The organism is Comamonas sp. SY3 (assembly GCF_041730275.1).
In the GTDB taxonomy this organism is placed as follows: Bacteria; Pseudomonadota; Gammaproteobacteria; order Burkholderiales; family Burkholderiaceae_C; genus Comamonas; species Comamonas sediminis.
This window is the reverse complement of the sequence record NZ_JBGTYN010000002.1, coordinates 1-23,268: the sequence shown is the minus strand read 5'-3', so window position 1 is coordinate 23,268 and position 23,268 is coordinate 1. Positions and strand designations below refer to the sequence as shown.

Annotated in this window: 33 protein-coding genes and 1 pseudogene; 15 read left to right on the top strand and 19 right to left on the bottom strand. The window is 61.2% G+C overall.

Translation table 11 applies throughout. The annotated features are described in order from the left end of the window. Nucleotides 1-28 precede the first annotated feature (28 nt). From ACCQ08_RS03205 to ACCQ08_RS03115, 19 genes are all read right to left on the bottom strand, one after another. Nucleotides 29-1,324, bottom strand: a complete 1,296-nt coding sequence (locus ACCQ08_RS03205) for a DUF4043 family protein (RefSeq protein WP_373448872.1) — start codon at nucleotides 1,322-1,324, stop codon at nucleotides 29-31. A gap of 56 nt (nucleotides 1,325-1,380) precedes the next feature. Further along, nucleotides 1,381-2,403 carry a hypothetical protein gene (locus ACCQ08_RS03200; protein ID WP_373448871.1) on the bottom strand — a complete coding sequence of 341 codons (1,023 nt, stop codon included), beginning with the start codon at nucleotides 2,401-2,403 and terminating at the stop codon, nucleotides 1,381-1,383. 261 nt (nucleotides 2,404-2,664) lie between these two features. Further along, nucleotides 2,665-2,958, bottom strand: a complete 294-nt coding sequence (locus tag ACCQ08_RS03195; RefSeq protein ID WP_373448870.1) for a hypothetical protein — start codon at nucleotides 2,956-2,958, stop codon at nucleotides 2,665-2,667. A gap of 152 nt (nucleotides 2,959-3,110) precedes the next feature. Then, the gene (locus tag ACCQ08_RS03190; protein ID WP_373448869.1) at nucleotides 3,111-5,405 is read right to left on the bottom strand and encodes a hypothetical protein; all 2,295 of its coding nucleotides are present in this window, start codon (nucleotides 5,403-5,405) and stop codon (nucleotides 3,111-3,113) included. Nucleotides 5,406-5,415: 10 nt separating this feature from the next. After that, nucleotides 5,416-7,008: a terminase gene (locus ACCQ08_RS03185; protein ID WP_373448868.1), complete on the bottom strand. Its 1,593-nt coding sequence runs from the start codon at nucleotides 7,006-7,008 to the stop codon at nucleotides 5,416-5,418. A gap of 13 nt (nucleotides 7,009-7,021) precedes the next feature. Next, entirely contained in the window at nucleotides 7,022-7,744 is a 723-nt protein-coding gene (locus tag ACCQ08_RS03180) for a terminase small subunit (RefSeq protein WP_373449074.1), read from the bottom strand. Nucleotides 7,745-8,098: 354 nt separating this feature from the next. Further along, nucleotides 8,099-8,635, bottom strand: coding sequence for a hypothetical protein (locus ACCQ08_RS03175; RefSeq protein WP_373448867.1), 537 nt, complete (start codon nucleotides 8,633-8,635; stop codon nucleotides 8,099-8,101). Next, nucleotides 8,625-9,134, bottom strand: a complete 510-nt coding sequence (locus tag ACCQ08_RS03170; RefSeq protein ID WP_373448866.1) for a hypothetical protein — start codon at nucleotides 9,132-9,134, stop codon at nucleotides 8,625-8,627. Before ACCQ08_RS03170 ends, ACCQ08_RS03175 begins: the two co-directional genes overlap by 11 nt. 14 nt (nucleotides 9,135-9,148) lie before the next feature. Continuing rightward, a complete protein-coding gene (locus tag ACCQ08_RS03165) occupies nucleotides 9,149-9,391 on the bottom strand; it encodes a hypothetical protein (RefSeq protein WP_373448865.1) in 243 nt (80 codons plus the stop codon). Continuing rightward, nucleotides 9,388-9,795 (bottom strand): hypothetical protein, encoded by a 408-nt coding sequence (locus ACCQ08_RS03160; protein WP_373448864.1) that lies wholly within the window; start codon nucleotides 9,793-9,795, stop codon nucleotides 9,388-9,390. Before ACCQ08_RS03160 ends, ACCQ08_RS03165 begins: the two co-directional genes overlap by 4 nt. Before the next feature lie 92 nt (nucleotides 9,796-9,887). Beyond that, nucleotides 9,888-10,385: a hypothetical protein gene (locus ACCQ08_RS03155; protein ID WP_373448863.1), complete on the bottom strand. Its 498-nt coding sequence runs from the start codon at nucleotides 10,383-10,385 to the stop codon at nucleotides 9,888-9,890. Continuing rightward, on the bottom strand, nucleotides 10,382-10,606 hold the full coding sequence (locus ACCQ08_RS03150; protein ID WP_373448862.1) for a hypothetical protein: 225 nt from the start codon (nucleotides 10,604-10,606) through the stop codon (nucleotides 10,382-10,384). The genes ACCQ08_RS03155 and ACCQ08_RS03150 overlap by 4 nt, the downstream gene beginning before the upstream one ends. Then, nucleotides 10,603-11,397 (bottom strand): hypothetical protein, encoded by a 795-nt coding sequence (locus tag ACCQ08_RS03145; RefSeq protein ID WP_373448861.1) that lies wholly within the window; start codon nucleotides 11,395-11,397, stop codon nucleotides 10,603-10,605. Before ACCQ08_RS03145 ends, ACCQ08_RS03150 begins: the two co-directional genes overlap by 4 nt. Beyond that, a complete protein-coding gene (locus ACCQ08_RS03140; RefSeq protein ID WP_373448860.1) occupies nucleotides 11,394-12,416 on the bottom strand; it encodes a hypothetical protein in 1,023 nt (340 codons plus the stop codon). Before ACCQ08_RS03140 ends, ACCQ08_RS03145 begins: the two co-directional genes overlap by 4 nt. Then, nucleotides 12,413-13,132 (bottom strand): phage antirepressor KilAC domain-containing protein, encoded by a 720-nt coding sequence (locus ACCQ08_RS03135; protein ID WP_373448859.1) that lies wholly within the window; start codon nucleotides 13,130-13,132, stop codon nucleotides 12,413-12,415. Before ACCQ08_RS03135 ends, ACCQ08_RS03140 begins: the two co-directional genes overlap by 4 nt. Further along, entirely contained in the window at nucleotides 13,129-13,416 is a 288-nt protein-coding gene (locus ACCQ08_RS03130) for a CII family transcriptional regulator (protein ID WP_373448858.1), read from the bottom strand. Before ACCQ08_RS03130 ends, ACCQ08_RS03135 begins: the two co-directional genes overlap by 4 nt. Beyond that, a complete protein-coding gene (locus tag ACCQ08_RS03125; RefSeq protein WP_373448857.1) occupies nucleotides 13,409-13,819 on the bottom strand; it encodes a hypothetical protein in 411 nt (136 codons plus the stop codon). The genes ACCQ08_RS03130 and ACCQ08_RS03125 overlap by 8 nt, the downstream gene beginning before the upstream one ends. Nucleotides 13,820-13,924: 105 nt before the next feature. Next, nucleotides 13,925-14,119 carry a hypothetical protein gene (locus tag ACCQ08_RS03120; protein WP_373448856.1) on the bottom strand — a complete coding sequence of 65 codons (195 nt, stop codon included), beginning with the start codon at nucleotides 14,117-14,119 and terminating at the stop codon, nucleotides 13,925-13,927. Beyond that, nucleotides 14,112-14,366, bottom strand: a complete 255-nt coding sequence (locus tag ACCQ08_RS03115) for a transcriptional regulator (protein WP_373448855.1) — start codon at nucleotides 14,364-14,366, stop codon at nucleotides 14,112-14,114. The genes ACCQ08_RS03120 and ACCQ08_RS03115 overlap by 8 nt, the downstream gene beginning before the upstream one ends. Between ACCQ08_RS03115 and ACCQ08_RS03110 the strand changes: the two genes are divergently transcribed. From ACCQ08_RS03110 to ACCQ08_RS03040, 15 genes and pseudogenes are all read left to right on the top strand, one after another. Beyond that, nucleotides 14,365-15,168 carry a helix-turn-helix transcriptional regulator gene (locus ACCQ08_RS03110; RefSeq protein WP_373448854.1) on the top strand — a complete coding sequence of 268 codons (804 nt, stop codon included), beginning with the start codon at nucleotides 14,365-14,367 and terminating at the stop codon, nucleotides 15,166-15,168. The two genes, ACCQ08_RS03115 and ACCQ08_RS03110, sit on opposite strands and share 2 nt — an antisense overlap. A gap of 37 nt (nucleotides 15,169-15,205) precedes the next feature. Beyond that, nucleotides 15,206-15,328: a YHYH domain-containing protein gene (locus tag ACCQ08_RS03105; protein ID WP_373448853.1), complete on the top strand. Its 123-nt coding sequence runs from the start codon at nucleotides 15,206-15,208 to the stop codon at nucleotides 15,326-15,328. 9 nt (nucleotides 15,329-15,337) lie between these two features. After that, complete coding sequence (locus ACCQ08_RS03100) at nucleotides 15,338-15,511, top strand: hypothetical protein (RefSeq protein ID WP_373448852.1); 174 nt, start codon at nucleotides 15,338-15,340, stop codon at nucleotides 15,509-15,511. A gap of 70 nt (nucleotides 15,512-15,581) precedes the next feature. Further along, a complete protein-coding gene (locus ACCQ08_RS03095) occupies nucleotides 15,582-15,875 on the top strand; it encodes a hypothetical protein (protein WP_373448851.1) in 294 nt (97 codons plus the stop codon). A gap of 870 nt (nucleotides 15,876-16,745) precedes the next feature. Then, complete coding sequence (locus tag ACCQ08_RS03090) at nucleotides 16,746-17,117, top strand: hypothetical protein (protein ID WP_373448850.1); 372 nt, start codon at nucleotides 16,746-16,748, stop codon at nucleotides 17,115-17,117. Nucleotides 17,118-17,314: 197 nt separating this feature from the next. Further along, complete coding sequence (locus tag ACCQ08_RS03085) at nucleotides 17,315-17,620, top strand: hypothetical protein (RefSeq protein ID WP_373448849.1); 306 nt, start codon at nucleotides 17,315-17,317, stop codon at nucleotides 17,618-17,620. A 92-nt stretch (nucleotides 17,621-17,712) separates the two neighbouring features. Further along, nucleotides 17,713-17,985: a hypothetical protein gene (locus tag ACCQ08_RS03080; protein ID WP_373448848.1), complete on the top strand. Its 273-nt coding sequence runs from the start codon at nucleotides 17,713-17,715 to the stop codon at nucleotides 17,983-17,985. A 39-nt stretch (nucleotides 17,986-18,024) separates the two neighbouring features. Further along, nucleotides 18,025-18,390: a hypothetical protein gene (locus tag ACCQ08_RS03075; protein ID WP_373448847.1), complete on the top strand. Its 366-nt coding sequence runs from the start codon at nucleotides 18,025-18,027 to the stop codon at nucleotides 18,388-18,390. Nucleotides 18,391-18,399: 9 nt separating this feature from the next. Beyond that, nucleotides 18,400-18,822, top strand: coding sequence for a hypothetical protein (locus ACCQ08_RS03070; protein ID WP_373448846.1), 423 nt, complete (start codon nucleotides 18,400-18,402; stop codon nucleotides 18,820-18,822). A 50-nt stretch (nucleotides 18,823-18,872) separates the two neighbouring features. Next, nucleotides 18,873-19,805, top strand: coding sequence for a recombination-associated protein RdgC (locus ACCQ08_RS03065; protein WP_373448845.1), 933 nt, complete (start codon nucleotides 18,873-18,875; stop codon nucleotides 19,803-19,805). A gap of 90 nt (nucleotides 19,806-19,895) precedes the next feature. Further along, entirely contained in the window at nucleotides 19,896-20,534 is a 639-nt protein-coding gene (locus ACCQ08_RS03060) for a J domain-containing protein (protein ID WP_373448844.1), read from the top strand. An 8-nt stretch (nucleotides 20,535-20,542) separates the two neighbouring features. After that, complete coding sequence (locus ACCQ08_RS03055) at nucleotides 20,543-21,205, top strand: hypothetical protein (RefSeq protein WP_373448843.1); 663 nt, start codon at nucleotides 20,543-20,545, stop codon at nucleotides 21,203-21,205. A gap of 59 nt (nucleotides 21,206-21,264) precedes the next feature. Then, the gene (locus ACCQ08_RS03050) at nucleotides 21,265-21,459 is read left to right on the top strand and encodes a hypothetical protein (protein ID WP_373448842.1); all 195 of its coding nucleotides are present in this window, start codon (nucleotides 21,265-21,267) and stop codon (nucleotides 21,457-21,459) included. 138 nt (nucleotides 21,460-21,597) lie between these two features. Next, nucleotides 21,598-22,458 (top strand): DNA adenine methylase, encoded by an 861-nt coding sequence (locus tag ACCQ08_RS03045; RefSeq protein ID WP_373448841.1) that lies wholly within the window; start codon nucleotides 21,598-21,600, stop codon nucleotides 22,456-22,458. 58 nt (nucleotides 22,459-22,516) lie between these two features. After that, a pseudogene (locus tag ACCQ08_RS03040) lies at nucleotides 22,517-23,268 on the top strand (hypothetical protein); the annotation flags it as partial.

The window sequence follows — 23,268 nt, the reverse complement described above, 5'->3', positions numbered from 1 at the left end:
AAGGCGGGGCCGCAGCCCCGCACCCCTATCAACGCTCGCCGGGGATGAGCTTCACCACCGTGTCGATGGCCATAGCGCCTATGTCGGTCCAGTGCTTGGTGCCGTTGCCCTGGTCCACCGCGAAGCGGATCTTCTGCAGGCCCTGGATCACGCCGATCATCAGCTCGCGCTTGTCCTTGTGGTCGAAGGTTTCTTCGTTCCAGAAGAAGGGCATGCCCGACAGACCGGCAGCCGCGAAGGCTTGCATCAGCGACTGGCCGCCCAGCAGGATGGCGCGGTCCACCGCGTGGGTGGTGCCGAAAGACGCGGGCACCGTGCAGACGCTTTCCGCCTCGCTGGTGAAGCTGTTGCAGTAACGGATGTCGTTGCCAGCGTAGAAGCGCACGGGCTTGGGCTGCTTGAGCAACAGAATGCCGTTCCACAGGCCGGCCTCACCCAGGAACAGGGGGTGCTTCTTGGCATTCGCGGCGCGGTTCAGGGCCGACACCTGGAACTTGCGGAAGTTGTCATCCTGGGCAAAGGCGTGGTACTGCGCAGGAGACAGCAGCATGGCGCGCAGTGGCTCGTCCTCGGCGGCAATGTCGCCGGGGATCTTCACGGCAGGAGGCGGCATGGCCAGGGACTCCATCAGCGTGCGCACCGAGTCCACCACGGTCATGTTCAGATCATCAGTGGTCTGCAGCGAAGCCTCGCCAGCATTGACCGTGAAGGCCTTGATGCCGTGGGTGCCGTCCGCCATGTAGTGGCGGTTCTTGGTGGGCGCCTTGACGGGGTTCACCAGCAATTCGGCAAACTCGGGGTCGTCCTCGGTGGGTACGCGCCACTCGATGTTGTCGTGAAAGCCGCGCGCGCCTGCCAGGTGGGTCAGGATGGACTGGTCCAGGTAGGCATTGGCGTGGGACTGGGCCACGGGGCGGGCCAGCTTGGAGAAGTCCACGGCCGAACGCAGGTTCGTCATGGTGTCACCCAGCTTCACAGGGATACGGGCCTGATCCACACGGGTGCGGGCCTTGTCGTAGGCCATTCCCTTGCCCTTGCCCTCGACCATGCGTGAGCCCATGGTGGGGCGCATCTTGGTGGGCTGCACAAAGTGGAACTCCACCTCGTCACCCATGCCGCGCGACAGGTCCATCGACTTGACGATGGGGTAGTCGGAGCTGGATTGCTTGCGGATCATCTCCGCGACCTTGCCCTCGCCCTTGGGCAGAGGACCAGAGAGCTGGCCCAGGCGGGAGCCGCGGTTTTCGGCCAGGGCAAACATGCCTGCCGACTGGACGTACATCGCCTTATCGGAACCGGCGGGAACGTGGCTGTTCATGGACATGGTGTCCTCCTTCGATGGGAAAAGGGCGACTCATCACGAGTGGCCCGTTGGGTTGCTTACAGTGCGTTCAGCAGGCGATCCACCTGCTCGGGTGACATGTCCTGCATGCGCTCAATGAGTGCGACAGGGTTGGTTCCGGCCGAAGCCATCACCTGCTGAGTTACGTCCTGGTGCTGCTCGCCCGCTGCCTCCGACAGCGAATGAGGGACGCGACGCTGCACCTCCGGTGCTTTGCCTGTGCCTGCTGCACGCGACACAGCGGCGCGGCCGGTCTGTGCCTTGAACGTGTCAAAAACTTCAATTACTTGCTCGGCAGTGCCGCCCGTTTCGGGGCTGAGCACGGCAGAAATGGCATTGCGCGAAAAACTGGGAAGCGAGTTCATCCAGGCGGCGAACTCCGACGACTGCGCAATCTCCACGGCATCTGGATGCTTGCTGTAGATCGCGCCGAAATGGCCGTCGGCCGCTTCCTGCGCCTGGCGTTCCTTCAAGGGCTTCAAGGCCTGGGCGTTTTCCTCGCGCAGCTCGGCACGCAATTGCTCGCGCGCCTGTGCCACCAGAGAGCCAATACCCTTGGCCAGTGCTTCCTCGGAGAAATCGCCAAACAAAGAAATGTCCACACCCTGCTCGATGGCGGCCTTGGCCACCTCCAGGTTCTGGTCGGCCACGGTCTGCGCTTGACCGGCGTCCGCACGGTCTTGGGCGCTTTCCTCGGCACGGATCAGGTTGTGCTGCTGCTTGGCGCTCAACTCTGCGAGCTGGGCGCGAAGCGTGGCGTTCTCGCCTTCCAGGTTCTTGGCGTGGTCGCGCGCTTGCTGCAGCTTCTCGTAGGGGATGGTGTATTCACCCGACTTGCTGGCAATGGGAGCGCCTGCGGGCTCAACACCCGTGGCTGGCTGCTGGCTGCCTGCTGCGTCCTCGTGCTTGGCTTCATCCGAGGTGCCTGCCGCATCCGCAGCATTACCTTGGGCGACTGCCGCGCCATCGTTCCCTTGTTCGCCCAGGTCGTCGATAGAGTCGCCATCCAGCGATTCACCGTTGAGGGCCTTTTCGAGTAGTTCTGCTGGCGTGAGTGCCATCTTGCGTGCTCCATCCCAGCTATCCGGCTGGGCCTTAATGGGCATGCGTTCGAGAGGCTGGCTGGGGCCTAAACCCCAGCCTTCCACTCTCCTGCTGCGGGATATGCCACCTCGTCACGAGGTTGCGAATCGCCCGGCGCTTCACAGCGGGGGGCTTGTGAGGGAGTATCGGCTCGCGCGCGGCAAACCCTGCGCCCTATACCGGGCTGGCATGAAATAGCCCGCTGTCGCGGGCCTTGCAGAGGGCGTGTGTCTCTAAGGTCAAGCCCATGCACCTCCGCGCCAATACCGCGCCACCACCGGGCGCAACCAGGCCCACATGCCAACGTCGTGCCGCTCGCGAGCGGTCAGTTGCGTGCGCGCCACGGGCAGTGGCTTACCAATGGGCTCGGCGGGCGCGAACAGGTTCAGGCCATCCGTCACAGCTTTCATGACGTAGAAGCAGGCAGCAAGCACAGCTGTAACCGTGGCGGTGGCCACCTGGGCGGTGCTGGCGGCGATGGAGCCCAAGGAAGCGATACAGAGGGTCAGGAAACGCGAACGTGAGGTGGCCATGTGGTTCTCCAAGTAGATGCCGTGGCTGCCGGCGCAACCCCTTGCCATAACGGGGAAGCCCCATTGCACCTTCGGGGGCCGCGCTGCCGAACCCCTATGCTGGGCGAGCAGGAAAAAGCCGCCTCAATGGGTGGCCTGGTAAGCTGGTGCTGCTACAGGTTGTCGTCTGGTGTGGGCGTCTCAATCCCAGTCTGGCCGGTGCCCGGCTCCTGCACCACAGGCGGAAAGTTGGGGCTGGTGTTCTGGCGCACGGGAGGCGCAGCGTTAGCTTCCGCTGCAGCTTCGGCTGCCACCTCAGGCCCTTGGCCCTGGATGTACGGGCTCTTGATGTTCATGGCCGCCGTCTGCGCCGGTACCGGGAAATTCGGATCGTCCCCGCCTGGCGTTGGCTTCTGGTAGCCCGCGCCCTGCATGATGGCGTCCGCGATGGGCGCGATCATCGGCATCTGTGCCACTTGGGCGCCACCTTGCATGGCGCTGAATGCCGTTTGCACGCCCACCTGCACGGCCTCGCGCATCATCTTCTCGATCTGCGCATCCGTCAGCCGCTCCTTCATGTCCAGCTCGCGCGCCTTCAAGTCGTGCATCAGCTCCTGCTTGATCTGCTCGCGCATGGCTTCTGGGTCGGCCTGCTCCTTGGCGTTGCGGATGGCCTGCACCACCTCTTTCTTGCGCGGCAGGTCCATCAGGTCAACCATGAACGGCATCACCACCTGCTGCACATCGGGCGGCGAGGCCTTGATAGCCTCCGACAGCGCATTGAGCTGCTGGGCGCGGAAGCTGCTGGAAGTGGGCACATCCTCCATTGCCACCTTCAGGCGCGTGCGCTGCACATCGTTGCTCAGGATGGTGATACCCGTCATGGCGTCCACCTCGGGCCCGTTGAGCACCACCGTGCGGGGCTCGTTGATAACATCGCCTTCTATCACGATGGTGGTTTCCTGCTTGCCGATGTCCTCGATGATGAGCGCCATCAGAAGCTCACCCACCATCGTGCGCGCCTCCTTGAAGTTGTCCATCAGGTCGGCCAGCGACACTTGGGATTGCTCGACCTGGGTTTGCTCCTGGAGGCCCCTGGTCGCGGAACCTTGCTGCCCCTGAAAGGATGGCGTGATACCCGACACCCGGCTGGCAGCTGCGCGCGAGTCCTCCATCAGCTGGAACTGCTGGGCATTGAGCTGGAAGTCGCGTTTACGCTCAAACTTCGCTCCGGTGTTGTTAGCGAAATGCTCTGCGTCAAGCACAAAGTCGGCATCCACGCGCGAAGCCATCTGCCGGAACTGGGCATCCGACATGGCAATGGCGCCCTTGGTGCGGATCGTCTCTACGGCAGACATACCCCAGCGCAGCTTGGAAATTGTGCTGTTGAGGTTGTCCTGGGGAAACATCATGTCGCGCACCAGGCCGTAGGGAATGCCGGTCATGTCCTCGGAGCACCCCATCACACGCACATACGGGAAGTGCGAGTGTGGAAACGGGCTTGGCCCTTCAAACAGGCAATGCGGCCCCATCCAGTAGGCGCGGCGCACCACGGGAATCAGCTCTTCTTTCAGCTTGCCACGGCCCAGCGACAGGGCGGCATTGTGCAGATCGTTGGCCGGGTCGAACTTGACCGCGCGCCCATCGTCCAGCTTGAGCACGGTAGTAGTCACCCAGCGGCGATACCACAGCTCGGTGATGCACACCGTCTTGTTTTCCTCGTTGTAGTAGGCATCCTCCTGCACCGTCCATGCCCGAGCGGCTTCGGCGGCAGCATGCAAGCCCGTGGACTTGCCGCCCTCCAGCTCCTGAATGGCAAATTCCGCGATCCAGCGGTCTGGCCCGCCGGCCATGATGAGCGTTTCGTGCTCCGGGAACATGCGCGCGGCGCGGCTGCGGCTGAGCCATCGGCGGCGGTACAGCCAGCGCGCGTCCGACAAGTCGGGCTCAATGGCCTTCATGTCCCACCAGATCTCATTGCGGTGGATGTAGCGGCACTTGTACGGGTAATCCATCGAGTTGGATGCCCGCGTCACCTCCACCCAGCCGATACCTACGGCTGCCGCTGGCCGGAAGGCCTGGGACAGCGCACGGTCGGCCTTGCTGTGGCGCTCGGCCTGGTTCAGCCGGTAGTTGAGCGCGTCTGCCACGTCCTGGCCGCCTGGCTCCCCGTCGGGCGTCACGCGCCAATCTGTACGGGTCTTGGCCTCGAAGCCGCAGACAGCCGCGATGGCTGGCCCGATGATGTTCTCCTTGGCCGGAGGGATGCCCATCTGCTCCATGCGGCGCAGCAGATCGGTGCCCAGCTGGTTGCCGTCCGCATAGTCGGCTTCCCGGTCGGCCTGGTAGCGCCATGGTGGCTGGTTCAGCGACTCGCGCACGATGGAAGCGAACTCATCAATCGTGATGGGCTCGTCGCTGCCGTCTTGCAGCTCGTTTTGGGTGCCGGTGGTGTGGTTGGTCTGCATAGTAGTTGCCTCATGTGCGCCAGTCAGGCGGTGGTGGCATTTCAAAATCGTCTTTGGTCCCGTAGGAGTCGTCCGAAGGCTGGTAGAGCCCCGATTCCTTGGCCTGGGCCCACTGCCGCAGCGCGTCCGCGCTCTCGGTACACCCATTGCTCTTGTCTGGCTCGTCAATGAACTTGGCCAGCGATGCGCTGTACTTCTTCTTGTAGCCGCGCAGGCGCTCCAGGCCGAAAGAGCACCTGTCCTTCTCAAACCAGGCACCGCGCATGTGCTTGCGCAGCGTATTTACGCCCGTCATCAGCTGCGTGACTCGCGGCACGATGACGAACTTCTGCCCAGGCATCAGCCCTTGCAAGATCTGCTTGGTGGAGCGGTTCGTGTCCCCCAGCCGCTTGTGGTCTGCATCGTGTGGCAGGTAGTGCTTGCCAAAGACATAGCCCAGGGCCTGAAGGTGCCTTACGTAGTGCTTGAGGTCTTCGTTGTGCTCTTCGTAGTAGTCGATGAAGCGGTCCTCGCCGCGCAGCTGCTGCACAAACCAGATTGCGCAGCCATCGCTATTGCCGATGTCCCAGAACGTGTGAACGGGCAGATCCAGCATTGGCACGGCCGTGATACCGCCGCGCTTGGTCAACTCGGTGATGGCCTTGGTGAGGTAGTGACCCTCTGTGGACTGCTGGAAGGCTTCGCGCGGCGTGGAGGGGTACTCCTGCCACATCCGCTCTTCGCGGCCTGCGAAGTCGGCCCCGACGGTGGCCGCGTACCAGGCGCGCTGCTCGGGGTCGATATTGACGCCCATGGCCACTTCGATCTCGTCAAAATAGTCATGCAGCTTGTCCGACACTACTACCGCGTTGTAATCCATGCGGTAGTTGGGCTCCATCCACCAGGCATAGAAGTGAAAGCGGTAGTCGCGCGGCGTCAGCTTCTGGTGTGAGTGGTGTAGCGACTCAGCGCGCGTGCACAGGTCGTAGAACTCCCCGTTCGCGCCCTCGGCAGTGCTCTCGATCACCAGCACGCCTGTAGATGGCACTGCAGGGATGGAGCCCGTCATCACCTCCTTGGCCTTGTCCGGGAACTTCGCGCAAATCTTGCCGAACTCCGAGATATGCAGGCGATGGATCGTGCCCGAGCGCATGGACGTGGCCACACGCACGCTGCTGTTGTTGTGGGCAAAAAGCAGCTCGGTCGCGCTGTCGCGGGCCAGTGGGAAGCGCTCGCGAATTTCCTCGGGCAAATTAGCGTAGGCGTACTTCACCTTGTCCCGGAAAATCGCCTCAGCGGCCTCGCGGTCCTGGGCGATGATGCCGCAGCGCTGGTCTGCATTGAACAGCGCATGATCCAGCCACATGATGGCGATCAGCGTGGTAAAGCCCAGTTGCCGCGCCTTGAGGATGATGTTGCGGTGCCACAGCCGCTTTATGAAGCGCCGCTGCGCGTGGTTGGGCTTGAATGGCATGCTGAACGTGTTGCCTTCCTCACCATCCTGGCTGTCACCCTTGACCATGATCTTGTAGAGGCAGCCAGAAAACAGGCGCCACTCAGGATCGGCAAGACACCGCTCCAGCTCCTCGGCGCTGGCCGGCATCCTATTGAGTGGGACATTCACGCGCTGAGACACGTCAGCCCTCGTCGTCCAGGTCTGTTACGTCCTCCCGTACAGGCAGGCTTGATGGCTTTGGCTCGCGCTCCGGGTCATCTGCTACAGGGGCAAAGCCATTGCCGCTGCCGCTCGCAATGCGGCCCAGCAGCGCGGCCAGCGGATCGGTCTTCTGCTGGTTGTCCTTCTCGTAGATACCCAGATGCTTGGAGAGCTTTTCGATGGCATCCATCTTGGAATGGAAGAGCATCTCCACACCGTGCTTACCCATCTTGGCGCCGGCATAAAGGGCCAGGGCCTGCGGGCTCAGGTGCCTGGTGTCCTTGAGCACCACACGGGCATCACCATCGCCACCGCACTGAGGGCATTCAGGATGGGGCAGCTTGAGGGCATCGAAGCCGATACCGCCCTGCTCCTCAAACAGGATGGGGTCTTTGCCTTTATCCAGCCACTGCTCACGGTCGCGGTTGTATTCGCTCAAGGTGCGCTGGAACTTGAAGCCTTCGCCCCAGCAGTGGCGGCAGCACGCAATCTTTACCTCTGACAGCTCCCGTGCGTCAGCGAAGGCAATGAGGCCCAGTTCCATCACAACTCGGTCAGCGGTGATCTGGGTGCGCTTCTGCATTTCAGCCCGTGCGTCTGCGATCGCAGTCACGATTTCAGGTTTTTTTAGGTTTTCGTGCCCGATTGCACCGGCTGTGCCTGGGCTGTAGCCGGCCCGGATGGCCGCTTTGGTGGCATTCAGGTCCAGCAGGTACTAATAGACAAATCGCTGCTGCTTATCCGTCAGGCGCAGATATGGCTGCTCAGTGGGCGCGGTCTTCGGCTTGGCCTTCCGTACTGCAGGTCGCTGCTTAGGCGCTGGCCTGGCCGATGTCTTGGGTGAGGCCTTCTTTCGTGCTGGCGCTTTCGCCTTGGGCGCAGGCGCGGCTTTGCCTGCAGGCTTCTTCACGGCTGCTGCAGGCTTTTTGGTGGTCTTACGGGGTGCAGGCTTCTTGCCTGCCGGTGATGTGGCCATGCGCGCCAGTGTTCGTGGGCGCGGGCGTTTGGTCTAACCCTATGCTGGGCGTAAAAAAACCGCCCTGGGGCGGCTGTCTGTTTAGGCCAGGTCGAGCGCCTGCTGATTGCCATCAGGTCGGAGCGCTCGGTAGGCCTTGTTCTCGCGCTCCAGGCGCTCAACCCGGGCCGCGAGCTGCGTTGCAAGGTAGAGGTGCTCGTTGGTGCTGTTGATGAGGATGGCTTGGCCTGCTGCGCCCACGGATAGCATTGAGAGCGCCCGATCCTCGCTGGGCGTAAGGTGAAGCACCACGTCCGGGCTACCGTCTCGGCCTGCAATCTCGATCATGATGTAGCCACTGTCCAGGATCGTCTTGCTGATGTTGCGCGTGGCCGGGTATTCCTCCACCAGCTCATAGATGCCCCGCAGCAAGCGCTTGAGTTTCACGTCTCCCACCAGCGCGCTCAGGCGGTCATCCACAATCGACAGCTTCAGCCCCGTCAGCTCGGCCACGGTTTCGCGCGTGGCGATCTGGTTTTTGGCACGCAGCTCGCGCACCGCCTCCAGCACGCGAACTGTGCTCGGGATCGGCTTGGCTGGCGCTCCCTCCTGCACCTCTGGCAGCTTCTCAGATTGCATCGCTTCCTCCTTCCTGCCACTGGGGCACCTTGGCCGGCCACTGGCCAGCATCCTTGATCTGTTGGCGTGTGCGCTGGGCCATGGACCGGCCCAGCTCGATGTGCGCCTGGCGGCCACCTGGCACCAGACGGTATTGGTCGAACGCCGTGTGGCAACCCTCAATGTCCGGCCGCGCGCAGCACAGCGGCATGCTGCGGCGGTCGTCCACCTTGAGGCGCGCGCCCTTGCCCTCGTTCTCGTGCGCGTGCTGGCTGTAGCCCGCAACGCCGCACCAGGCGCATGGCATGGCTGCCACCAAACGACGGTAGGTTTCGCTGCGTAGTGGCTGCTCCTTGCGCACCGCAGAGACAGCGGCAGTGCACACTGCCATGGCCACACGGGCCAATGGCTTAGCCAGCCCAGCCTGCAGCGCGCGCTGGGCACGTTCGTCCAGGCGCTGCTCACGAGTGAGCGCCAGGGTCACACTGGTAGAGCGGCTTTTGAAACCAGTGCGCTTCATGGGTGAGCTGCGCATCATTTCGTGCCGCCCTCCCCTGCCAGCTCCTGCTCGGCCAGCTGCACCACTGCAGCGGTGATCTGGCGGCGGTACCGCATGGCGGCCGTGCATAGATAGCGGTGCTGCTTGGGAGTCAACGGGGCTGGAGCTGGCTCCAGTGCTCGCAGCGCCATGTCTGCGGCGAATCGCTTGGTGCCGGCGCCCGGAAAAAACGTGCACGCAGCCAGCGCCCGCGCTATGGTCTTTTGGTTCTCGGTCATGCGCGCCCCAGCTTGGTGATTGCACGGGATTGCCAGGCGACCATGGCTGCATCGCGCGCGTGCTCGTTGCTTTTGCCCGTCCAGCCGGTGACCCTTGCGAAAGCATCTGCATTGAGCTTGGCGCCTTTGCCAGCGGGGCTGATACCTTGGACAGGGATGCCCAGCTCGGCGCAGACTGCAGTGATCAGATAGCACCAGGCATCCACCTGGCCGACGTTTCTGGCCATCTTCGCTGCTGCTGCCCGGGTTGCGGCCCGCGTCCAGGTATGGGACTGCAGGCGGCTATCCTCGAATACGACTCGCGCTGGCGCAGTGGCGCGGATGAAGCGCTCTATCTGGTGCGGCTCGATGGTATCCAGCGCAACCAGCTTGCCGGCGCAGAATGTGGCCACGCCTGTATTCACACCGGGATCTATTCCCAGGACCACGTTACTTTGGCCCGGCGCGCTGGCGCCAACATGCCCAGGCATCGTCATGACTTGCATCTCGGTCCTGCTCATTTGAAAAGTCCTGAAAATGGCGTGCTGGGCGTCTCGCGCCAGGTCTCATTGCGGATGATCCGGCCGATAAAGCTGCGGCCTACCTTGTATTGCTGGGCGAGCACAGCGCGGGGCTTGTCGCTGGCGCGTATCTCGCGCACCTGCTCCATGGTCAACTTGCCCGGGCCGTTTTCTCGCATCCAGGCCGAGGCCTTAGCTCCCCTGCGCAGATAGCTGACGGGGTGATCCTTGGCGGCCTTTTTCATCCGGGCGGAATATGTGGAATGCGCTTGATGCCCGGGAAAGACGCAAAGTGGTTCACCGCAGGTGCAAACTGCAAGTCTTTTGGGCGGCACTGGCCGGCCATCAAGACGCAACACCAGGCGTCGCACCAGCGTCTCACCGTCGTTGGCTGGCTTGAAGGCGGGATACTTCTTGCTGGCAACGGCACCCTGCCAGATCCAGCACTCGCCTTCCTCGATACACCGGGCTTTAACTTCTTCCAAGGTGTTCATGGCTGTACCGCCTTTTTCCGAGAGAACATGAGATTTCCAATGCTGTTGCGCACCAACATGCCTTTGCGCTCAAGCGCAGCGGCATGGCACACAGCAGAATTGGCCGAGCGAAAGCCGAAGTGGCGTGCAATTTCGGGCATTGGGGGCAACTGGTCGTTGTCCGCGTGGAATTCGCGCATGAAGTCCAGCACCTGCTGCTGGCGGCGTGGAAGCGTGGTCATGACTTCCCCTCCTGTGCCAGGCGCTGCTTTACACGCGCATCCAATTCGCGCTTGTAACGGGCAACCCGCATGCGCTCCATGCGCTCAGCGGCGCCAGCGCGGCGAGCACGGCCGGCCACCTCATCGCGCAGCTGCGCCAGCCGGGCGCGCACCTCAGGGGCTGCCTCGTGCACCCCTTTACCCTCCTCCACCCGACCAGTGAGCAGAGCGACGGGGTTGAAAACCGGTGCGGGTAGCGCTACGGACATTTCCCGGGCGGCGTGCTCGGGGGTGATGTAGCCCAGGGCCAGTGCCTTCTCGATCGCGGGATCGCGCATGCTGCCGTCCCAGCCAATGGATACCGTGACGGTGGGCAACGTCTTGGCCTCACGGGCGAAGCGCACCACCCTCTCGTAGGCTGCGATGAAAGCCATGCGGCCACCCACCATGTCGCCAGCCTGGGCCACTGGGCGGGCCACGCTCCACGCATCCATCATTTCGTTGGTCCAGACGACGGTGGCGCGCTCGTCCAGCGCCGACGACGCTATGGCCCATGCCTCGTTGGCTGTCGGCCGGCCCACGGCATCATCGATGCGGTCCAGGATCGCTTTGGGCGTCAATCGCCCTGTGTGCTCGTTTCTCACGCGGCTCAATGCGCGCTTGAGTACCTGTTGCGGGAAGCACATGAGGTCTTCGGCCATCAGCGCTGCTGCGTTCGGGCTCAGTTGCTGGCCTAGCACCTCGGCGGTCCCCATCAATTCCCGGGCCAGCCACACATCGATGTCGTGGTCATAAAACTGCTGATCGCTCATGCGGCAGAACCTCGCGCTTCGACTTCTGCACGCTTGGCGCGCATGATGGCTACGGCCTCTGCAGCGGCATCGTAGTTCGACTGGGATTGGTCGATCTGCTTGGCTCGGGTATTGGTGATGGTCTTGTTCGTCTGGCACTGCGTAGCCCATTTCTCGGCGTCCGACAGCAGCAACTTGACCGGGTGCATCAGCTTGACCACGAACTCTTCATTGACTCGGCGCACGAAGTGGACCGCCACCTGCGGCGCCAGCTCAATGCCGATGCGCTCGATCAGGTTGGCTATTTGTCCGCCCACCTGCTTATTCCAGATTGGCCAGCTGCGATACCGGCCGTGGTAGGCGATGGCGTAAGCGATCCAGGTGCGATGTGAGCGGGTTCCCTCACCGGGGTAGCGCAGCTCACCAGGAATTTCATGGACCACGCCGTTCCGGCCTGTGACCATCATCGGTGCAGCAGGTGCAGCATCCTCACCCGCCGGGTCGGCTTCTCGTCGCTTGCGACGTGGGGCCGAATAACTCTTTGCAGTAGTCTCTGCAGTACTCTTTGCAGTAATCTTTTCTTTATTAACGGATTGCGTTTTTGTCGCTCCGCCAACTGCGTTTTCCGCTCCCGGCGAACTGCGGTTTTCGTTCTCCGCCAACTGCGCATTCCGCATTTCCCGAATTGCGTTTTCGTCGTTCGGGAATTGCGTTTTCGTCCATGCCTCGAAAGCCACGTCCACTGCCTCGAGATCCAGTCGGAAATAGATGCGATGCTGCAGGCGCTTGTGGGTCTCTTTCAGGAAGCCCAGCTTGACCAGGTTGGAGCGGGCGGTGGCCTGCTCACGGTAGGAAAGGCCTGTTTCCTCGGTCCATTCCTCCGCACTTTTGTAGACGCCCTTCTCGTCGTCGACCCGGCTTTGCCAGTAGTGCAGCTGCGTGAAGAAAATGGACGAGTTGATGCTGCCAAAGAACTTGGACAGCTTCGGGTAGTACGCCAGTGCCCGGCCGACGTCCGCCAGGGAATGGGACAGGCTCATGGCTGCACCTCGCATCCCTGCGCCTTGGCCGCCAGATGCTTGCCCCACTCACCCGCCACCCAGGTCACGCCCTTGGGGGTGAAGCGGGTAGCGTTGAATGCGTGGTCATTGCGGGTGGCGACACCAGCGCGGACAACGAAGCGACCGGCATCGATGTGCTGCTGGTAGGCCACCCACTCGCCGCCCAGGCGGTACATGATCTTCTCGTCCTGCAGCCACGCGCGGAACTCGTGTTCGTTGGCGCCCAGCAGCTTGGCCACCTGGCGGAATCCCTTGGCGCCGTTGGCGGCCACGTAGCGATCCACGTATTCAACCTTGGGCGCGGCCAGCGCCAGCTGCTCAGCCTGCTGCTCGATCTGCTCTGCTTGGTCGGCGGCCAGGCGCAGGGCCTGCGCCATCGTCTGGGGCACCGCCGGGGCTTGCTGGGCCTCCAGCTCCTGCCAGCGCTTAACCACTTTCATGCGGGCTACTGGGTCGTAGCCCAGCAGCAGAGTCAAGCTGGTGTCCTTGTCCAAGAGGTACTGGGGGTATTCCTGCCCGTTCTCACCGGCGTAAGTGCTTGAAATACAGACAGAACGCAATTCTGCGTTTTGCTCCAGCGCCAGCATCATCGTGCGAATGTCCCGCATCACGTCGGCATGGCGCTTGCCGGTGAGGTCAGCTATCTCGCAGCTGCTCATGGTGGGCACGGCCACCGGTGTGGTGATCGCTGTCATGCGCCACCGCCGATCTGGGGCAGGCCGCGCGCGGCAAGGTGGCGCAAGGCCTGCAAGTCAGATTTCGTGATTACGACCTGGTCCTTACCCACAATGTTCAGATTCAGCGCTGCAATAAAGAGAGCAAAGTTCTCAATGCTGCTGTCCTTCAAGCGCGAAATCGTTGACTCGGATGTGTTCATCTTGTCTGCGACCCGGACCTGGCCCATATCTGCAAGGGCGTTGCGCAAAAGGGTTTCGATCTTGCGTGCGCTTTCACGCACGTCTTGAGAAACTTCAGCCATGGTTCAAGCCCTCCACCACAGCCACCACCTCTGCCGCATCGCAGATTGCGCATTGCCTCTGGCCATTCATGAATGGAGCGAACGAGCGGGCAAATACGTGCCCAATCGCGCCGCACCGCTGACGCAGGTTCAGGCGTTTTTGTTCAATCTCAGCGGAGGCGATCTTGACGATTTCGATGTGCTCGCGGGTCAGCCCCTGGATTTCATCGGCGATTTCCTGACGGGCCGCTGCGGCCTGATCAGTCGGCTGAATATCCAACACCTGTGTCTCCCAGGAGCGGCAGTGATCGATCAAGGTGGCAAGATGCTGACGCTCAGCATTGAGATCAGGCGTATCAGCGACAAGTCTTGCCAAGGTCGCAAGCATTTCAAAAATTCGTTCTTTGGGTGAGAGGTCAGTCATGGCAGGACACCTTGGAAAGGAAGTGGGATTCAAAAAATCTGGGAGCGCAGCTGCTCGCCAAGCACTGGCTCGACGCGTTCGCGGTCTGGTGGCTGGCCCTGGTGTTCATGCGAAGACCCAAACCGCAGCGAGCACCAGCACGACAGGGCCAAGCATCAGCGCACCGCGGGTCGAGCGCGATGGCCAGGCGCAGTTCGCTTGTGGTGGGGTGGAATCAACGAGTGCTGCGAGCGCTTCGCCGCAATTGCAGCGACCGCCGGCATGCGCGGCACAGGTGTCGATGTGGATGGAATCACCCATTGGTGCCCACCTTGTCGTTGCCAGGTTCCTGCGCGCGCAGGTAAGCCCAATCAACGTCGGGCCGGATGTCCTCGCAGCGAACGGCACCAGCGGATTCGCGATCCAAAGCGATGCACAAGCGCTCACCGATTCGTTGGCCAGTGCTGATCGCTTTGCGCAAATAGCCCTCGCTCGTCTTGCACGCGGCGGCGTATGCGCTTCTTTCAGTCTTGCTCAGACTGTTGAGGTACTTGAGGAGTTTGTCCATGATGCATTATTACTGTTTAGTAATGCATCAGCAACTCCTTTTGGTGATTTACCTCTTAGTAATTGAGAATGAGTGCATGGCTACAAGATCAGACGCAGCAATCCAAGATGCAACCAATCGCAGACTCCGTCTTCGACGTTGGATAGATGATCACTTTGGTGGTTCGCAGGCTGCTTTCGTTGCTCGTCACGGATTGAACCAGGGGGAGATCTCAGCTTTGTTGAAGGACAAATCTTTTGGAGGAGTGAAGGCGCGCAACCTTGAGGCGGCCACCGGCATGCCTGAACGCTATCTCGACTCGCGCGATGAGGCTGCAGCTACTCCGGTGAGCATTCCCTTGTCGAGGCGCGAAGTTCTTCCTGACGGATATGTGCGACTTGAGCACCTATCCCCGACACCCTCCATGGGCCCGGGGACCTCGTTGGCAGAGCCGATGCACGTCGTTCGTCATTTGGACGTTCTCGAAAGTTGGGTGCGTCAAAAGGTTGGCAGCGTTGACTACGACCGGATCAAGATTCTCACCGGCTGCGGGCAGAGCATGCTGCCCACAATCCACGATCAGGACTTAGTGTTCGTCGACATCAATCAACGCACCATCGACGTTCCTGGAATCTATGTGGTGGATGTCTACGGGCGCTTCCTTTTGAAACGGGCGTTGATCTTGTCGGACGGCACGCTCATTCTCAAGAGCGACAACGTGGAAGAGTTCCCTGACAAGGAACGGATTGACCTGCTCAAGGCAGCCGACACAGTCACTGTGGCCGGTCGTGTGAAGGCCTGGTGGACTTTAAGGCATGGCTAGGTCAAAATGTAACCTCCATTAACATTTGGAGGTTCTCATGAAAGTTATCCTCGCGCTAGTTTTGGCTGTTGCCAGCTTTGGTACGTTCGCTCACTCGGGCGGCACAGACAAGAATGGTTGTCATGTAGACAGTCGCACTGGAACCCGCCACTGCCATTGACTGACGAGCATGCGCATTCTCGCTACCCTGCTGCTCAATCTCGCTTTAACGGCACACGCTTGGGCTGACAAGTACGGTATCGATGAGGCGATGAGCGAAAGTGACGCCTCTATAGGGGACCTGTTCTTCACAGCCCTCATCATTTGGGCAATCTACTGGCTCTGGAAAAAGTTCTTTGGCTGAAATTACTGTACAAAACAACAGTATTTAGATAACCTAGATACTGTGTTTTTAACCAGTAAAGGAGCAAGCTTTGTCCGCCATCAATGTCACCCTCCGCGATGCACCAACGAAGATGTCTTCTGAAGGCGTTGCAGCTGCAGAACAGAAGTTTTCCACCATCCTCGCGAAGCAGTTTTCAAGCCAGGAGTCTATGAGTAAGGCTTACAAGGCCTACCAGACGGCCCAGGACGGCGATGTGCCACTGAGTACACAAGCCCAAAGCCAGGCAATGGCATTTCATAACGCAGTGACCAAGGCCACACAGCTAGCCCTCGGTGGTTACAGACCAACAGAAGATACACGGTTCGATGTGCGTCTAAATTGAGACGCCATCAGAAGCAAGCCGCTCGATGAGCGGTTTTTTTTCGTCTTCAATCAAGAAAATCACCATTTGGTATTGCAAAACAAATTACCTAACAGTAATATGCATCACCGGCTCAATTTGACCGGGGGTGCAAGGTGATCGAGCCAGCGCCCAGTTCCTGCAGCTGGCACGGCTGCTTAAACACAGGGCCTCCGCAGGTGGGATCAAACAGCGGGCTACAAAAGACCACATGCGCCATACCACTGAATCAGCCACCGCACCGGACGGGTAAGAGCTGTGGATCTGGGAAAGGCCCATCTAAGTACCAGCCCTGGGACATGTACGGGGATGAGGCGCGACGCCAAGAAACAAAAGTCGATGGGCGAAGACGGCCCACCACAACGGTCATGCCGGTTGGAATCCCGGCACACCGGTCCTCGCAAGAGGGCCATCAGGAAAGATGGCAGGCAAACAGCCCTCTCTCCCGATGGTTAGTCAGCCGGAGCGCCCAGCAGTGGGTGGCGAGTAACTCACTGCAGTCTGTGGCCACCGCCGCACTGTCTCCCTGATGCTCTAAGCCCGGTCCGTCGGGTGGGTAGCTACCGCGCAGCAAATGGGGGGCATGCGGGCCACTTTCAGCGTAAAGCTGGTGAGTGCATAGACGGACAGCGGGAAAGACTGCACTGATTCCCATACCCGCACCAGCGGGCCCGCAAGAGGCCTTCTCAGCCGCAGCAGGTGAAAGCCCTGCATCCTTTTCGCCGCGCCTGGGGTACCCCTCCTTAAACACCCTCTCGTTTCCCCAGGCTCGCCGCAAGGCAGCGGCTTTTTTATACCGGCCCGCAGCTGCAAAGCTCGCGGGCCTTTCTTCTTCATACAGGAGTCAAAGACATGCATCTCGACCTCGATCAAGCAGCGAAACTTTCGCGCCTGAGTAGCGAAGCGGCTCGGAATGCCCAGCGAACAGTGGCCGCTGTTCACGCCGGATATGACGCGCAAAAAGGCGCAACCGCACTCAGCGAGATTGATGCCGCCATGGCACGACTGGACGCAGCGACCGACGAGATGCGCACAGCAGTCACTAACATGACCGAGCGGCTAGAGCCAGTGTTGAAGCAAGAGCCTAACGCCAACGGTTCTGATGATATGAAATCGGAAATTGGCAGCACAGCCCCACTTGTGGCGAGCATCGACCGCCAGTCAACCCGACTGCGGACAACCATTGCGGCGCTGCGCGAAATCAGCAACCGTCTGGCACTGTAACCCCTGAGTCCCCAGTTGCTGGGGGCTATCAAGCAAGGGCCCTGGTTCCTTCCACCCGTCTCTATCTCTGCCGCCCCGCCCGGGGCATCCAGGGTTATTGCTTGATGGTGCTGACCACCACTCCCCCTCAAAACACACTCCAGCCCCACCGCTGGTTCCGCCGCCTTTGTGCGGCTTTTTTATTTGGAGCCCTCCCCATGCAGCGTGTCATACCCACCGAGCCCTACAACTCCGACCCGGAAGTCAACTACCTGCGCGGTGCATCCCGGCCTGGCCCCATGTTTGCGCCAGCATCCGTGGGCATCGTTCCTCTGGGATGGCTGCTGCTTGCTGGCGTGATTGCCTTTCTGGTGCTCCTGGCCATGGCCTGGCCCGCGCCAGCTGCCCTGCCTAAGGAGCCTGCCTTGAAGAAGGCGGCGGCCAGCGCCTGGGTGTGCCCGGGGATGCATGCCGAGTGGATTGACGACAAGACTGTCCAGTGCATGAAGGAAGGCCGCCTGTGAAAGCCTTCCAACTTCTTTTTGCCTGGCTGGTGTTCTCCTCAGTCGCCTTCTTGGCAGCGGCCTACATGTCCGGCGTCCCGATCTGAGCCGCCATGGGTACCACCATCACCATGAACGCCGGCACAGGCTTGCATTCGTTAAGTGATGACGAATTCAAGCAGCTCATTGCCAGTGGCGGGACCATGAAGATCGATCAAATCAATGCGCGCCTGCAGGGGCCATATATCGGTGTGGTCTTCATCCTGGCGCTGGGCATTCCTGTTCGGCAGGAACGGCGCGCGTACCACATTGACGCCCGCGACTTCAATCTTCTGGCCATGCGAATCGCCGCGCATGTTCTCAGTAAGGCCGGCGGGGCCGCCTAAATGTTCCCTCCCGGCGGAGATCCTCACTGGAGATATGAAATGTCAAAGAGTCACCAGAAACCATTGTCGAAGACCGCTCAAACGAAAGCGGATCGTGCTGCTCGCAAAATTCAGCGCGCTGCCATGAAAGCCCAAGAGCAGATAGCACTGCAGGAGTTGCGTGAACGTGCTGTCAAGCTGTGCGCAGCACCTCCACACGAGTACCAAGACTGGGGCGTCACGAGGACGCAGGCCTTTCTCAAGTTCGCAACCATCACGCGAAACAAAGCCGCACTGAAGACAATCAAGTCAGACAGGCTGGGGGTCTTCGTCGCGCAACTGGAGCGCGTGAATTCGTGGCCGCTCGAGTACTGCCAGTACATCAGCAAGCTCAGCGATACGGCAAGAACCGCGCTGCAGGAATGAGGTCTCAACATGCAAAATTCAGACTTCTTTACCCGGCTCATCCTCCAGAATCACCTGGGTCCAAACATGGCGACTCCAGGCAATGCCGGCGGCAGCATTGAAAGCTATGCGTGTGCAGCGTGCGGAGAAGAGCACATTGATCAAGAGGATGCAAAGAGTTGCTGTCCACCGTCAGTCATTTTCAAGTGCAGAGTTTGTCGCTCTCGCTACGAAGAAGAAGACGATGCGGAAGATTGCTGCCCTGGCGTGGCCAACGGACAAGCTCTGCAGTGTCCGGTATGCCTCAAAGGTGCCGATTCATTCCTGGTGGCAGCTGATTGCTGCCTGCACACCCACCCCACCATGACGGCCTATGGCCGGCAACTGGTTGCTGAGGCCGTTTCGAGGGGAACGCCCTGGCCTGAAGCTGTGGCCGCCAACATCAACCACTAACCCCAATACCGACCCGCCCCGAGCGGATCGTTTGCATTCCTGGAACACACATGTTTAAAAATCTGATCATTTACCGCATTTCCGAATCCTGGCAGCCCGACCTAGTGCAACTCGATCAGGCGCTGGCCAAGCAGCAGTTTGAGCAGTGCGGTGCCACCCAGGAAAAATCCACCGGTTGGGTGCCTCCGCGCGGCGAAGAGCATGGCGCCATGGTCGAATCGGTAGGCGGCCACTGGATTCTGCGGCTGATGAGCGAGAGCAAGATGCTGCCCGCAAGCGTGCTCAACCGCAAGGTCGATGAAAAGCTCGCCCATATCGAAGCCCAGGAAGGCCGCAAGCCTGGCAAGAAGGAAAAGCAGGAGCTCAAGGACGAGTGCAAGCTGGATCTGCTGCCGATGGCCTTCACCAAGCAGGGCGGGCTCTGGATCTGGATTGATCCGCAGGCGCGCCTCTTGGTACTGGACACCAGCAGCCAGGGCCGGGCCGACGAGGTGATCACCATGCTGGTGGAGGCATCGCCCGGGTTTGCCGTGGCACTGATCGACACCCAGAACAGCCCCCAGGGTGCGATGTCCGCCTGGTTGCACAGCTACGATGCGCCGGCCGGCTTCAGCATTGACCAGGAATGCGAGCTCAAGGGCACAGACGAAGCCAAGGCGGTAGTGCGCTACGGCCGCCACCCTCTGGGCATTGATGAAGTCCGCGAGCACATCGACCAAGGCAAGCTGCCCACCAAGCTGGCCATGACCTGGGACGACCGCGTGAGCTTTGTGCTCACCGAGGGCCTGCAGCTCAAGAAGGTGGCCTTGCTCGATGTTGTGTTGGAAGGCGCCGGCGAAGAAGGCGGCTTTGACGCCGATGTAGCCATTTCCACCGGCGAGTTCAGCCAACTGATTCCTGACCTGATCCAGGCGTTGGGCGGTGAAGGCCGCACTGAGCTGGGCCAGTTGCCCAACCGAAGTCAAACAGGCACCGCCACCTAACACCTGAGAGCCTGGCCCAGCGCCGGGCTTTTTCATGGGCTATGACCAGAGGGCGCGCTGCGTCCTGTGCTGATACCCCAAGGAGCCCCAATGGAAGACCACTACAAAACCCTGGGTGTGCCGCGCGACGCTACCCAGGAGCAGATCCGGGCCGCGTATCGCCGAGCAGCCCGGCAGGCCCACCCCGACCGCGAAGGCGGCACTACCGAGCGCATGCAGGCAGTCAACGCTGCATATGAGGTGCTGATCGACGAGGAGCGCCGCCGGGCCTATGACGCTGGCGAGACAGATGGCAGCCCTAAGGCCGAAGCGATGGCCATTCTGCGATCCATCTTCACGGAGGCGATCCGGGACAACGTGCTCGACCCGTTCAAGTTTGCGCTGGGCAAGATTCGTCGCTCGGAGGAAGGTGCCAAGGCAGAAATTGAAGTCATGCGGCGCGCAATCAGTTCGATGGAGCAGCAGCGGGACCGCATCAAGGCCAAGGGCGGGCGCGACCTCTACCACGAGACTTTGAACAACGGCATTCGCACTGCCGAGAACCAGGTTCGCATCCTGGAGCAGAACGTCGAGAACGCACAACTCGTGCGCCAGCTCTTGACCGACGAATACGAGCGCGGTCCCGCATGCCCAGATCCGTTCAGCGATCCCAGAGCCGAGCTTCGCCGCTTCGGCCGCCTGCCGCTGGCAGATATTTACGACTCCGGCGGCTACGTGCCACGCTTCTGAGGCTCAACATGGACAGACGACAAAAAGACATCGTGACCATGGCCGAGCACGCTGAGCTGGCCGTAGTCTGCAGCGAGAAGAAGAACGGGCGCCAGTACCTCACGGCCCAGGCCGACAACGGCGTCAAGCGCACTTTCTCCATCAGCCTGGGAAGCCGTAGCGATGCCCGGGGCGACCTCAATGAGCTGAGCGACATGAAGCGCTTCGCCCGCGAGAACCGCTCCCAGGAAGCAGCCGCCAATCAACCGCTTGAAGCCCCCAAGGCACCTGAGCCCAAACCAGCGCCCGTCATCAAGATCAAACCTGCCCGCAAGGCATCCGCGACCACCATGAGCACCAACACCGCCCGTTTCACCAAAGCCCCAGCTGTGCAATCTCTCTCCCATGCGGACTTTTACCGCGTCTGCGAATGGGTCAAGGGCCAAGACCTCGCCAGGGTTCCCAGCCTGGAAGCCTTGGCAATGCTCGCCGGCCAGCACCTGGGCAGCGCCGTGCCCGAGGATGAAATGACCGTCGTGATGAACACCATCGGCATCAGCGAGCCCCAGCACTGGGCAGACCCGACCGAGCCCAACGCGATCCTGGCGCGCGAGCTGCTGACGATCATGAAGAAGCTGGGCGAGTCCCCGAGCCCGGCCTTCAAGCGCCTGGCTGACTCACTGCTCGCCTGACTGCCCCCACCACTACGAAGGCCCGCAATACGCGGGCCTTTTGCATTTTTGAGGCCCACATGCGCCACCTACGCGAAATCGACAACAAACCCTATCAGCCGCAGGCCTGGGAATACCAGGGCGCCGAGCTGCGCCAGAACCCCGGCATTTTGCCCGGCCGCATGCACGCCTACTCCCTGCCCAGCCGCATAGGTGATCGCCTGCACTACCCAGATGGCCGGGTGGAACCCTTCCCCGGTACCGAAAGCACCTGACCCATGAGCACCTCTGCACCTCCCCCTCCGTCAGCGCCAGCACCACCCCCCATGCGCTGCGCCAGCTGTGGCGCCCCAGTGTTCAAACCGCCCGCCGAAGGCGAGGGCCTCCCATGCGGGCATTGACAGGAATCACCAATGGCGAAAATATCAAGCCCAGCTCTGCGCTACCACGGCGCAAAGTTCCGGCTCGCACCGTGGGTGCTTAAGCACTTCCCCGAGCATCGCTGCTATGTCGAGCCTTTCGGGGGTGCAGCTGGCGTGCTCTTGCAGAAGCCACGCGCATACGCCGAGGTCTACAACGACCTGGACGAGGACATCGCTAACTTCTTTCGGGTTATCCGCGATCGAGACTTGTCCGATCGGCTGCTTCAACTGCTCCGTGTCACGCCGTATGCACGCGCGGAATTCGATTTGGCCTACCAGGACTGCGACGAACCAGTTGAGCGCGCCCGCCGCACCGCAGTGCGAGCGTGCATGGGGTTTGGCTCTGCAGGCGCGACCAAGGGGGTGACCGGATTCCGCATCGATACCGCCCGCCCATATGGCACGGCCCAGCACCTGTGGACACGCTACCCGGATCAGCTCGGCGCGGTCATTGAGCGCTTTCAAGGCGTGCTCATCGAAAATCGGCCGGCGATCGAGGTAATGCGCCAGCACGACACCCCGGAAACGCTGCACTTTGTTGACCCGCCATATGTGTATGCCACTCGATCGCTCAGAAACGTCGCTCAAGGGTGCTACCGGCACGAAATGACCGATGAGCAGCATTTGGAGCTGCTGACAGCTCTCAAAGGCCTGCAGGGCATGGTGGTTCTAAGCGGCTACCCGAGTTCGCTATATGAGGGCGAGCTGTCTGACTGGCAGGTGAGCTCGACCGGAGCCCGCATTTCAGCTGGACGCGGTACCGCCATCAAAACCGAGGTCCTTTGGCTGAACCCTGCATGCCAGCAGCGGCTGGCCGCCCCTCCAGCAACCCAACAAGCGCTCGAGATCTAGCTCGAGCTAGACAACAACAGCCCGCCCCGAGCGGGCATTTCCATTTCTGGAGCCCAACATGGCTGAAAACAACTCTTCCGATCCCCTCAAGACTGCCGGCGAACCGTTTGTCGCCCTTGGTGAATGCATGGCGGATCAAATCTGTCAGCGTGTGGCAGAACTCCCAGACCGAGACAGCCCAGCAGATTGGCCTGAGGCCATGCTGGTCACCCCTGATGAGCTGCGTAACATCATCCTCGATGCCATCAACGACGCGGCCCAGGCAGTGGAAGCACAGGCAGCGCCCGCAGCAGTGGCTGTGACAGATGCTCAGATAGATGCGATCTTGGATGAACCAGCGGGCATGATCTTCTACGTTTCAGATCAGCGCCACAAGCAGCATCTGTTTGCGCGCCGAGTCCTGGCACTCGCCGCCCCAGCCCTTCCAGCTACCGAGGATTCCTCGGCAGGTGACCTGGCACAGGTGCGTGATGTGCGCATGGGATTTGAGAATTGGGCGAGCAGAAAGTATCCGAACCTTAACCTTACTAGGATCGAAGATGCCTATTGCGCGTCCCTCACTGTTGGATTGTGGGAAGCATGGCAAGCCAGCGCAGCCTTGCCAACACCCCACTCCCAGGCAGAGGTGCAGGCCGAGCCGGTGATTTACGTCAGCCGTGGCCAGCTCGAAACCCACACAGATCCCGATAGTGATGGCGGCCGCTACCTGCCGGCGCGCCGCACGCCGCTGGGCCTGCTCAACTATCCACTCTACTCAGCACCCCAGGCCCAGCCCGCTGATGCGCTGACCCGAGCCGCACTTGATGTGCT

Coding starts and splice junctions, on each gene's coding strand:
- ACCQ08_RS03205 (WP_373448872.1), bottom strand. CDS start 1,324: ATGTCCATGAACAGCCACGTTCCCGCCGGTTCCGATAAGGCGATGTAC.
- ACCQ08_RS03200 (WP_373448871.1), bottom strand. CDS start 2,403: ATGGCACTCACGCCAGCAGAACTACTCGAAAAGGCCCTCAACGGTGAA.
- ACCQ08_RS03195 (WP_373448870.1), bottom strand. CDS start 2,958: ATGGCCACCTCACGTTCGCGTTTCCTGACCCTCTGTATCGCTTCCTTG.
- ACCQ08_RS03190 (WP_373448869.1), bottom strand. CDS start 5,405: ATGCAGACCAACCACACCACCGGCACCCAAAACGAGCTGCAAGACGGC.
- ACCQ08_RS03175 (WP_373448867.1), bottom strand. CDS start 8,635: ATGCAATCTGAGAAGCTGCCAGAGGTGCAGGAGGGAGCGCCAGCCAAG.
- ACCQ08_RS03170 (WP_373448866.1), bottom strand. CDS start 9,134: ATGAAGCGCACTGGTTTCAAAAGCCGCTCTACCAGTGTGACCCTGGCG.
- ACCQ08_RS03165 (WP_373448865.1), bottom strand. CDS start 9,391: ATGACCGAGAACCAAAAGACCATAGCGCGGGCGCTGGCTGCGTGCACG.
- ACCQ08_RS03155 (WP_373448863.1), bottom strand. CDS start 10,385: ATGAACACCTTGGAAGAAGTTAAAGCCCGGTGTATCGAGGAAGGCGAG.
- ACCQ08_RS03150 (WP_373448862.1), bottom strand. CDS start 10,606: ATGACCACGCTTCCACGCCGCCAGCAGCAGGTGCTGGACTTCATGCGC.
- ACCQ08_RS03145 (WP_373448861.1), bottom strand. CDS start 11,397: ATGAGCGATCAGCAGTTTTATGACCACGACATCGATGTGTGGCTGGCC.
- ACCQ08_RS03140 (WP_373448860.1), bottom strand. CDS start 12,416: ATGAGCCTGTCCCATTCCCTGGCGGACGTCGGCCGGGCACTGGCGTAC.
- ACCQ08_RS03135 (WP_373448859.1), bottom strand. CDS start 13,132: ATGACAGCGATCACCACACCGGTGGCCGTGCCCACCATGAGCAGCTGC.
- ACCQ08_RS03130 (WP_373448858.1), bottom strand. CDS start 13,416: ATGGCTGAAGTTTCTCAAGACGTGCGTGAAAGCGCACGCAAGATCGAA.
- ACCQ08_RS03125 (WP_373448857.1), bottom strand. CDS start 13,819: ATGACTGACCTCTCACCCAAAGAACGAATTTTTGAAATGCTTGCGACC.
- ACCQ08_RS03120 (WP_373448856.1), bottom strand. CDS start 14,119: ATGGGTGATTCCATCCACATCGACACCTGTGCCGCGCATGCCGGCGGT.
- ACCQ08_RS03110 (WP_373448854.1), top strand. CDS start 14,365: ATGATGCATTATTACTGTTTAGTAATGCATCAGCAACTCCTTTTGGTG.
- ACCQ08_RS03115 (WP_373448855.1), bottom strand. CDS start 14,366: ATGGACAAACTCCTCAAGTACCTCAACAGTCTGAGCAAGACTGAAAGA.
- ACCQ08_RS03105 (WP_373448853.1), top strand. CDS start 15,206: ATGAAAGTTATCCTCGCGCTAGTTTTGGCTGTTGCCAGCTTTGGTACG.
- ACCQ08_RS03100 (WP_373448852.1), top strand. CDS start 15,338: ATGCGCATTCTCGCTACCCTGCTGCTCAATCTCGCTTTAACGGCACAC.
- ACCQ08_RS03090 (WP_373448850.1), top strand. CDS start 16,746: ATGCATCTCGACCTCGATCAAGCAGCGAAACTTTCGCGCCTGAGTAGC.
- ACCQ08_RS03085 (WP_373448849.1), top strand. CDS start 17,315: ATGCAGCGTGTCATACCCACCGAGCCCTACAACTCCGACCCGGAAGTC.
- ACCQ08_RS03080 (WP_373448848.1), top strand. CDS start 17,713: ATGGGTACCACCATCACCATGAACGCCGGCACAGGCTTGCATTCGTTA.
- ACCQ08_RS03075 (WP_373448847.1), top strand. CDS start 18,025: ATGTCAAAGAGTCACCAGAAACCATTGTCGAAGACCGCTCAAACGAAA.
- ACCQ08_RS03070 (WP_373448846.1), top strand. CDS start 18,400: ATGCAAAATTCAGACTTCTTTACCCGGCTCATCCTCCAGAATCACCTG.
- ACCQ08_RS03065 (WP_373448845.1), top strand. CDS start 18,873: ATGTTTAAAAATCTGATCATTTACCGCATTTCCGAATCCTGGCAGCCC.
- ACCQ08_RS03060 (WP_373448844.1), top strand. CDS start 19,896: ATGGAAGACCACTACAAAACCCTGGGTGTGCCGCGCGACGCTACCCAG.
- ACCQ08_RS03055 (WP_373448843.1), top strand. CDS start 20,543: ATGGACAGACGACAAAAAGACATCGTGACCATGGCCGAGCACGCTGAG.
- ACCQ08_RS03050 (WP_373448842.1), top strand. CDS start 21,265: ATGCGCCACCTACGCGAAATCGACAACAAACCCTATCAGCCGCAGGCC.
- ACCQ08_RS03045 (WP_373448841.1), top strand. CDS start 21,598: ATGGCGAAAATATCAAGCCCAGCTCTGCGCTACCACGGCGCAAAGTTC.